Genomic DNA, 7,537 nt, shown 5'->3' on the forward strand with positions numbered 1-7,537 from the left:
GAGCCGACGCCCTGCAGGGCGCGTGCGGCGAGCAGCCAGGCCGAGTCGGTGGCGAGGCCGCCGAGGAGGGACGCGAGGGCGAAGAGCGCGGCGCCGGCGGTGAGGGTGCGGCGGCGGCCGGCGATGTCGCCGACGCGGCTGCCGAGCAGCAGTAACCCGCCGAAGGCGAGGGTGTAGGCGTTGAGGACCCAGGAGAGCCCTGACGGGCTGAAGCGGAGGTCCTGCTGGATGTCGGGCAGCGCTACATTGACCACAGTCGAATCGACGCCGACCATGAGATAGGCGGTGACGATGACGGCGAGGACGACTCCGGGCCGCTGCAGGGGTCCTTCGGATGTCTGCGGTGGTGAGGCGACGGACGAGGTGGCCATCTTCAACTCCCGGTGTGAGGGCAGTACTTACTGCCCGCGAGGAAAGCGGGGACTGTCTCCGTTTAGTACTCGCCAAGATACGGAGACGGTCCCCGCTTCGCAAGGAGTGTCAGGACGAGGAGGAGTTCGCCGATGCCCAAGCCGATGCGCGCCGATGCGCGCCGCAACTACGACCGCCTCCTGGAGGTGGCCGCGGTCGCCTTCGCCGAGCGCGGTGCGGACGCCTCGCTCGACGACATCGCCAAGCGCGCGGGCGTCGGATCCGGCACGCTGTACCGGCACTTCCCGACCCGGCGCGACCTTCTCGAAGCGGTCTACCTCGAAAGCATCGACGAACTCACCGACCGGGCACTGGAATTCGCCGTGTCCGACAGGCCCCCGGGCGAACTGCTGACCGAGTGGCTCCAGCTCCTGGCCGAGCAGATGATCCGGCTCAGCGGCCTCAAGACGCTGCTGGGCGAGGTGATGACCGATGGCAGCTCACCGGTGATCTCGGTCTGCAGCGGCCGTCTCAAGGGTGCGGCGTCGGATCTCCTCGCCGCCGCGCAGAAGGCGGGTGCCGTACGGGCCGACCTGGAGCCCACCGAGCTTCTGCGGCTCACCCATGCGGTGGCCACCGCGACCGAGCTGGGGACGGGGACGCCGCAGCAGGTCGGCCGCTATCTGTCCCTGATGCTGGACGGCATCCGTTCGGTCACACTGACCGGGTGACCCAGGAAACGGAACTTCTGCCCGATTCCGCGCCGGAGGGCGTACGCCGCCCGGTGCGGTGCCGCATGTGCGGACGCCCGCTGAAGGGAAAGGCTTCACGCAGGACCGGACTCGGTCCTGCGTGCGATGCGAAGATGCATCCGGGGGCGGGTCCGGAGATCAGGACGCGGCGTCATGAGGTGACGCAGGATCCACTGCCGGGGACGGACTAGGCGGCGGGCTCGATACCGCTCGCACGGATCGCCGCCGCCCACTCGACCAGCAGGACTTCATAGTCCTCTGCCGGCCATTCGCTGTCCGCCGACTGTGCGTCGACGAACCGCCTGATGGCGTCGTTCGCCTCGGAGGCGGAAGGGTTGGTGGGCATAGAACAAGGTTACGGCCTGCCACTGACAGTTAACCACCATCTGCACGTGGTATCCGTCACGCGTTTCCTGAGCAACCCAACCGTTCGAACACCGCATCCCCCAGCTGGAGTTCGAGCGCGCCGAGACTCTCGTCCAGCTGTCCGACACTGCTCGCCCCGACCACCGGAAGCACCGCCGGATCGCCGCGCATCAGCCACGCCATCACCACCTGATTCACCGTCGCGCCCAGCTCACCGGCCACTTCGCGCAGCACGGCGATACGGTCATCCGAGTCCGGGTGGTCGTACTCGGCGGGGACCGGCTTCGCCGGATTGGAGTACGCGCCGCCGAGCTGTGGTGAGTAGGCGAGCAGCGTCAGTTCCGGCTCGGTGCGTACGTAGTCGAGCAGCTCATCGGTGGCGAACGGATTGACACCGCCGTCGGCCCCCGGCCGCGGCCGCAGATAGGTCAGCCGCTGCTGGACCGCGCTGTACGGCGTCGCCCCGAGCTCCCTCGCCGCCGCCTGGGACTTCTCGATCCGCCAGGTGGCCAGATTGCTGCAGCCCAGTGCCCGTACCTTCCCCGCGTCGACCAACTCCCCGAAGGCGCCCATCGTTTCCTCCACCGGCGTGCCCCGGTCCTCCAGGTGCGCGTAGTACAGGTCGATGCGGTCGGTGCCCAGGTTCCGCAGACTCGCCTCGGCCTGCCTGCGGATCACCGGCGCGGAGAGTCCTTCCGCGTTCCCCGGCCATGCGTCCAGGGGCCCGGTCGGGAGTCCGCCGACCTTCGTGGACAGTACGACCTGATCGCGCACCCCGCGGCTCGCCAGCCAGCGCCCGAGCAGTAGTTCGCTCTCGGGCCCTTTGCCGCCGTCCGCCCAGAACGCGTAGCAGTCCGCCGTGTCGATGAAGGTGCCGCCGGCCTCCAGGAAGCGGTCCAGAACGGCGAACGAGGTCTTCTCGTCCACCCAGGTCCCGAACCCCATCGCTCCCAGGCAGAGCCCGCTGACCTTGCCCGCTCCGCCGATCACTCGCTGCTTCATTCCGTACCCCTCCGTCGCGTCGCCCTGTCGGCTACGCGTCGGAGTCTGCGTGTTCGTGCGCACGCGAAGTCAACAGGAACTTCTCGGCCGGGAGTTCGCCTCCCGCGACGGCCAGACAATCGCCGGGACTCATGGTCAGTACGGCATCGGGAGCCCCGGGTGCGGGTCCGTCGCCGTACAGGGGCTCGCCGCCCCCGATCCGTACATGGAAGACGCCCTCGTCGAGGTGTACCTCCACCAGACCCTCGACCAGCCCCTCCAGGCGGCGTGCCAGCGGTACGGCGAACCAGTGCGCCCGCACCGCGTCCGTCGGCCGCCGCTCGGCCAGCGCGGGCGCGCCCCACTCGGCCAGGGCGGTCAGGACGGGCAGCAACTCCCGTCCGCGCCGGGTGAGTTCATAGACGAATGCCGAGGCGGGAGCCGGAAGCTTCCGCCGGGTCGCGAGCTCCTCCCGCTCCATGTCCTTCAGCCGCGAGGCCAGTACGTCCGTGCTCACCCCGGGCAGGTCGGCGTGCAGGTCGGTGTAGCGTCGCGGACCCGCCAGGAGCTCGCGGACGATCAGCAGGGTCCAGCGGTCGCCGACGGAGTCGAGGGCCCGGGCGGCGGCGCAGTACTGGTCGTAACTTCGGCGTGGCATGGCACGCAGTCTAAACAAGAAGTTGGACTTTCCAAGCTCAGGCTTGGTAAAACCAAGTAACGCAAGTGAGACCTGGGAGGGCCACGACATGGAGTTCCGCCAGTCGAGCAAGTTGAGCGAGGTCTGTTACGAGATCCGCGGCCCGGTGATCGAGCAGGCCAACGCGCTGGAGGAGGCGGGTCACAGCGTCCTGCGCCTCAACACCGGCAACCCCGCGCTCTTCGGTTTCGAGGCACCCGAGGAGATCGTCCAGGACATGATCCGGATGCTCCCTCAGGCCCACGGCTACACCGACTCCCGGGGCATCCTCTCCGCCCGCCGCGCGGTCGCCCAGCGCTACGAGGCCCTCGGCATCCCGGACATCTCCGTCGACGACGTTTTCCTCGGCAACGGCGTCTCCGAGCTGATCTCCATGGCGATGCAGGCCCTGATCGAGGACGGCGACGAAGTCCTCATCCCCGCACCGGACTTCCCGCTCTGGACCGCGGTGACGACCCTCGCCGGCGGCAAGGCGGTCCACTACCTCTGCGACGAGCAGGCCGAGTGGTACCCCGACCTCGACGACATGGCGTCGAAGATCACCGACCGCACCAGGGCGATGGTCATCATCAACCCCAACAACCCCACGGGCGCCGTCTATCCGCGCGAGATCGTCGAGGGCATGCTCGACCTGGCGCGCCGTCACGGTCTGCTGGTCTTCGCCGACGAGATCTACGACCAGATCCTGTACGACGACGCGGTCCACCACAGCGCCGCGGCCCTCGCCCCCGACCTGGTGGTCCTCACCTTCTGCGGCCTCTCCAAGACCTACCGCGTCGCGGGCTTCCGCTCCGGCTGGCTGCTGATCACCGGCCCCAAGCAGCACGCCAAGTCCTTCATCGAGGGCCTGACGATGCTCGCCTCGATGCGGCTGTGCGCCAACGCCCCCGCGCAGTACGCCATTCAGGCGGCGCTCGGCGGCCGTCAGTCCATCCGTGAACTCACGGCCCCCGGCGGGCGCCTCCACGAGCAGCGTGACAAGGTCTGGGAGAAGCTCAACGAGATCCCCGGGGTCTCCTGCGTCAAGCCCAAGGGTGCTCTGTACGCCTTCCCCCGCCTCGACCCCAAGATCCACAAGATCCACGACGACGAGAAGTTCGTGCTCGACCTCCTGCTGCGGGAGAAGATCCAGGTGGTCCAGGGCACGGGCTTCAACTGGCCCACCCCCGACCACTTCCGCATCCTCACCCTCCCGTACGCCGACGATCTCGACGCGGCCATCAGCCGCATCGGCCGCTTCCTGAACGGATACCGCCAGTGACCTGCAGCACCTGTGCGGCCCCGGTCCGCACCCAGTTCGCGTCGCCCGGGCTGGTCGGGGCGATCGTCGAGGACGGCCTGGACCCGGCGTCGGACCCGGACTGGCAGACCTCGGGCGCGGCCTCCCTCGCCGACTACGCCCGCTGGTGCGGCCATCTCTGCGGGGTGACCTGTCTGCAGATGGTCCTGGGGGAGACGGCCCCCGACCTCTTCGCGCTCCGCGACGGCGCGCTGAAGTACGGCGGCTATACGGAGGAGCCCGATGGTGCGATCCGGGGCCTGATCTACGCCCCCTTCGCCGATTACGTACGCAACGAACACGCCGTGGCCGCCACGGTCCATCGCCATCTCACCCTCGACGAGGTCACGGCCCACCTCGACGAGGGGCGCCGGGTCATGGCATCGGTCCACTACGCGATCAGGCGCCCGCACGACCCGTCCCCGGGCAAGGGCGGACACCTGGTCCTGCTCACTGCCCGTACGCCCGCCGGAGGCGTCCACTTCCACAACCCGTCGGGGACCGGCCCGGATACCCGGGCGGCCGACCTCTCGCTGGAGGACTTCGCCCGCTACTTCGCGGGCCGCGGGGTGTCCTTCGGCGAATGAGCGGGGGCGGGCCTGTCACCCGACCCGTGCCGAGACGACTGCCAGCCGTGGATCAGCAGATCGAACACGGTCTCCACTGTCGCGCGTGAATGGTGCCGGCCCGTGGCCAGGGACGGGATCTCCAGGACGAACCGGGCGAGCGCCGAGCAGGCGAGATCGTCGGTTTCCCGGCCGAGTTCCGCCGCGATCGCGGCGCCGAGGGCGCCCGCGTGCCGCATCCACATGCGCTCCCCGTACTCGCGCAGTGCGGGTGTCTGTTCCACCAGTGCGGTGAACCCGTCCCGCCGTGGATCCGACGCCATCCGCACCCAGGACGTCAGCGCGTGCGCGCGGAGCGCCTCGACCACGTCCTGACCCGCGGGCCGTTCGCGGACGGCGGCGGTCAGTGCGGCCTCGACTTCCGCTTCGCGGTCGAAGACCAGCGCCTCTTTGGCCGGGAAGTGCGCGAAGAGAGTCGTCGTCGATACGTCGGCTTTCTCGGCGACGTCGCGGACGCTCACTCGTTCGAATCCGTGCTCCAGGAAGAGCTCCAGGGCGGCATCGGCGATGGCCTGCCTGGTCGCGGCCTTCTTGCGCTCGCGGCGGCCAACGGCCGGAGTGTCGGTCATGGCGTCACCGTACCTCATGGGTGAAACGAAGCAGAAACTGGAATGGTTGCACTTATTGACTCGTTTCTGCTTTGCTGGGACCCCGACCGACGAAAGGGATCCACCGTGGACTCTCCGACACCCGCGAACGCGCGCATCAGCATCATCGGCGCCGGCCCTGGAGGCCTCACCTGCGCTCGTATCCTGCAGCGGCACGGCATCGCGGTGACCGTGTACGACCGTGATCCGGATGCGAACTCCCGCAACCAGGGAGGCTCGCTCGACCTGCACGAGGAGGACGGCCAGCTCGCACTCCGCGAAGCGGGCCTCCTGGAAGAGTTCTTCGCCCTCGCCAGGTTCGAGGGGCAGGAAATGCGCATCCTGGACCCGGCGGGAAGCATCCATTCCCACCATGTGCCGGACGAGGGCGAAACGGCCCGCCCCGAGATCGACCGCGGACAGCTGCGCGATCTCCTGCTGCGCTCGGTCGCCGCGGGAACGGTTCAGTGGGGGCGCACTCTCGAATCGGTGAGCGGACCGGCCGACGGACCGCGCACCATGACGTTCACCGACGGGACGGCCGCTGAGGCCGACCTCGTGATCGGTGCGGACGGCGCTTTCTCCCGCGTCCGCACCGCGGTGTCTTCCGCGACCCCGCAGTACACAGGGGTCAGCTTCCTCGAAGCGCGCTTCGACAACATGGAGAGCGCGCACCCCGAGCTCTCCGAACTGGTCGGGAAAGGCAGCGCCCACGCCGCCGACGGGGAGCGTGGCCTCTTCGCGCAGCGGAACAGCGGCGGCCACATGCGCGTCTACATCATGCAGCGCGTCCCCGCGGACTGGATCGCGGCGCAGGGGCTCAGCCCCGACGACACCGAGGGCATCCGCGCGTACCTGCTCGGCGCGTACGCGGGCTGGTCACCCCAGACGCTCCGGATGATCACCGACAATGACGGTGCGTACGTCGACCGCCCGCTCCTCGCCCTGCCGGTGCCGCACACCTGGGAGCACTCGGCCGGCGTGGCGCTCCTCGGGGATGCCGCACATCTCATGCCGCCGCTCGGCGTCGGCGTCAACCTCGCCATGCTCGACGCCAGTGAACTCGCGCTCTCGCTCGTGCGCTCCTCGACCGTCGACGACGCCGTGCGCGGCTACGAGAAGTCGATGCTCCCGCGCTCGGCCGACATAGCCCAACTGCTCGAAGGCGGCGCAGAGTCCCTGCTGGACGTGCCCGGCCCGGACGACGAGGAGGAGCGGTCGCGGCAGCCGGCTTCCGCCGCCGCGACCGACCTTGCCTGCCAGGTGCCTACAGCGCTCCGGCCGCCGGCTTGACCATGCCGCGGACCGTGCGGGACTTCACGAAGTCCCCGATCGCCGTCATCTCCCACTCGCCGGAGAACTGGCGGATGAGCTTCGCCATGATCACGCCCGTCTGGGCCTCGGTGTTCGTCAGGTCGAAGCGGACCAGCTCTTCGCCCGTCGCCGCGTCCAGCAGGCGGCAGTACGCCTTGGCGACCTCCGTGAACTTCTGCCCCGTGAAGGAGTTCACCGTGAAGACCAGGCCCGTCGCCTCGGCCGGGATACGGCCCAGGTCGACCACGATCACCTCGTCGTCACCCGCGCCCTCGCCCGTGAGGTTGTCGCCGGAGTGCTTGACGGCGCCGTTCAGGATCGAGAGCTTGCCGAAGTAGCAGCTTTCGAGGTGGTTGCGCTGGGGGCCGTACGCGATGACCGAGGCGTCCAGGTCGATGTCCTTGCCCCGGAACGCGGGCTCCCAGCCGAGGCCCATCTTGACCTGGGTGAGGAGCGGCTGGCCGCCCTTGACCAGGGAGACCGTCTGGTTCTTCTGGAGGCTTACGCGGCCCTTGTCGAGGTTGATCTTTCCGGAGCCGGGGGCCGGTGCGGGGGCGGCAGGAGCCGGGAAGGAGGGCTGCATC

General features: G+C 69.1%; 11 protein-coding genes. 5 read left to right on the forward strand and 6 right to left on the reverse strand.

Annotated features, from left to right (window positions below; all coding sequences use genetic code 11):
• Positions 1-371, reverse strand: a 371-nt coding sequence (locus J0695_RS37770) for an MFS transporter (RefSeq protein ID WP_206969326.1), incomplete at its 3' end; no start/stop codon positions are given.
• Positions 372-503: 132 nt separating this feature from the next.
• Here J0695_RS37770 and J0695_RS37775 point away from each other — a divergent pair.
• Together J0695_RS37775 and J0695_RS44535 are read left to right on the forward strand one after the other, a co-directional pair.
• Positions 504-1,082: a TetR/AcrR family transcriptional regulator gene (locus J0695_RS37775; RefSeq protein ID WP_206969328.1), complete on the forward strand. Its 579-nt coding sequence runs from the start codon at positions 504-506 to the stop codon at positions 1,080-1,082.
• Positions 1,079-1,294 carry a DUF6011 domain-containing protein gene (locus J0695_RS44535; protein ID WP_307798884.1) on the forward strand — a complete coding sequence of 72 codons (216 nt, stop codon included), beginning with the start codon at positions 1,079-1,081 and terminating at the stop codon, positions 1,292-1,294. The genes J0695_RS37775 and J0695_RS44535 overlap by 4 nt, the downstream gene beginning before the upstream one ends.
• On the opposite strand, the gene J0695_RS37780 is transcribed toward J0695_RS44535, so the two are convergent.
• Genes J0695_RS37780 through J0695_RS37790 form a run of 3 tightly spaced genes read right to left on the reverse strand, consistent with a single transcriptional unit; the run spans position 1,291 to position 3,108 of the window.
• The gene (locus J0695_RS37780) at positions 1,291-1,449 is read right to left on the reverse strand and encodes a hypothetical protein (protein WP_206969329.1); all 159 of its coding nucleotides are present in this window, start codon (positions 1,447-1,449) and stop codon (positions 1,291-1,293) included. The genes J0695_RS44535 and J0695_RS37780 overlap by 4 nt on opposite strands.
• 56 nt (positions 1,450-1,505) lie before the next feature.
• Complete coding sequence (locus tag J0695_RS37785) at positions 1,506-2,471, reverse strand: aldo/keto reductase (protein WP_206969331.1); 966 nt, start codon at positions 2,469-2,471, stop codon at positions 1,506-1,508.
• A 31-nt stretch (positions 2,472-2,502) separates the two neighbouring features.
• Complete coding sequence (locus tag J0695_RS37790) at positions 2,503-3,108, reverse strand: winged helix-turn-helix transcriptional regulator (RefSeq protein WP_206969333.1); 606 nt, start codon at positions 3,106-3,108, stop codon at positions 2,503-2,505.
• Positions 3,109-3,196: 88 nt separating this feature from the next.
• Between J0695_RS37790 and J0695_RS37795 the strand changes: the two genes are divergently transcribed.
• The gene (locus J0695_RS37795; RefSeq protein WP_206969334.1) at positions 3,197-4,408 is read left to right on the forward strand and encodes a pyridoxal phosphate-dependent aminotransferase; all 1,212 of its coding nucleotides are present in this window, start codon (positions 3,197-3,199) and stop codon (positions 4,406-4,408) included.
• Positions 4,405-5,013: a cysteine peptidase family C39 domain-containing protein gene (locus J0695_RS37800; protein ID WP_206969335.1), complete on the forward strand. Its 609-nt coding sequence runs from the start codon at positions 4,405-4,407 to the stop codon at positions 5,011-5,013. Before J0695_RS37795 ends, J0695_RS37800 begins: the two co-directional genes overlap by 4 nt.
• Here J0695_RS37800 and J0695_RS37805 read toward each other — a convergent pair.
• The gene (locus tag J0695_RS37805) at positions 4,977-5,621 is read right to left on the reverse strand and encodes a TetR/AcrR family transcriptional regulator (protein WP_206969340.1); all 645 of its coding nucleotides are present in this window, start codon (positions 5,619-5,621) and stop codon (positions 4,977-4,979) included. The genes J0695_RS37800 and J0695_RS37805 overlap by 37 nt on opposite strands.
• A 105-nt stretch (positions 5,622-5,726) precedes the next feature.
• Here J0695_RS37805 and J0695_RS37810 point away from each other — a divergent pair, with 105 nt between their 5' ends.
• On the forward strand, positions 5,727-6,932 hold the full coding sequence (locus J0695_RS37810) for an FAD-dependent oxidoreductase (protein WP_206969341.1): 1,206 nt from the start codon (positions 5,727-5,729) through the stop codon (positions 6,930-6,932).
• Here the strand turns inward: J0695_RS37810 and J0695_RS37815 are convergent.
• A partial coding sequence (locus J0695_RS37815) for a TerD family protein (protein ID WP_206969342.1) occupies positions 6,907-7,537 on the reverse strand: 631 nt, incomplete at its 5' end. The genes J0695_RS37810 and J0695_RS37815 overlap by 26 nt on opposite strands.

Origin of the sequence: Streptomyces beijiangensis, from assembly GCF_017315755.1 — a bacterium.
GTDB lineage: Bacteria > Actinomycetota > Actinomycetes > Streptomycetales > Streptomycetaceae > Streptomyces > Streptomyces beijiangensis.

What these genes read in the sequence shown, in the direction of transcription:
- J0695_RS37775 (WP_206969328.1), top strand. Translation starts at nt 504, where the DNA reads ATGCCCAAGCCGATGCGCGCCGATGCGCGCCGCAACTACGACCGCCTC.
- J0695_RS37780 (WP_206969329.1), bottom strand. Translation starts at nt 1,449, where the DNA reads ATGCCCACCAACCCTTCCGCCTCCGAGGCGAACGACGCCATCAGGCGG.
- J0695_RS37785 (WP_206969331.1), bottom strand. Translation starts at nt 2,471, where the DNA reads ATGAAGCAGCGAGTGATCGGCGGAGCGGGCAAGGTCAGCGGGCTCTGC.
- J0695_RS37790 (WP_206969333.1), bottom strand. Translation starts at nt 3,108, where the DNA reads ATGCCACGCCGAAGTTACGACCAGTACTGCGCCGCCGCCCGGGCCCTC.
- J0695_RS37795 (WP_206969334.1), top strand. Translation starts at nt 3,197, where the DNA reads ATGGAGTTCCGCCAGTCGAGCAAGTTGAGCGAGGTCTGTTACGAGATC.
- J0695_RS37805 (WP_206969340.1), bottom strand. Translation starts at nt 5,621, where the DNA reads ATGACCGACACTCCGGCCGTTGGCCGCCGCGAGCGCAAGAAGGCCGCG.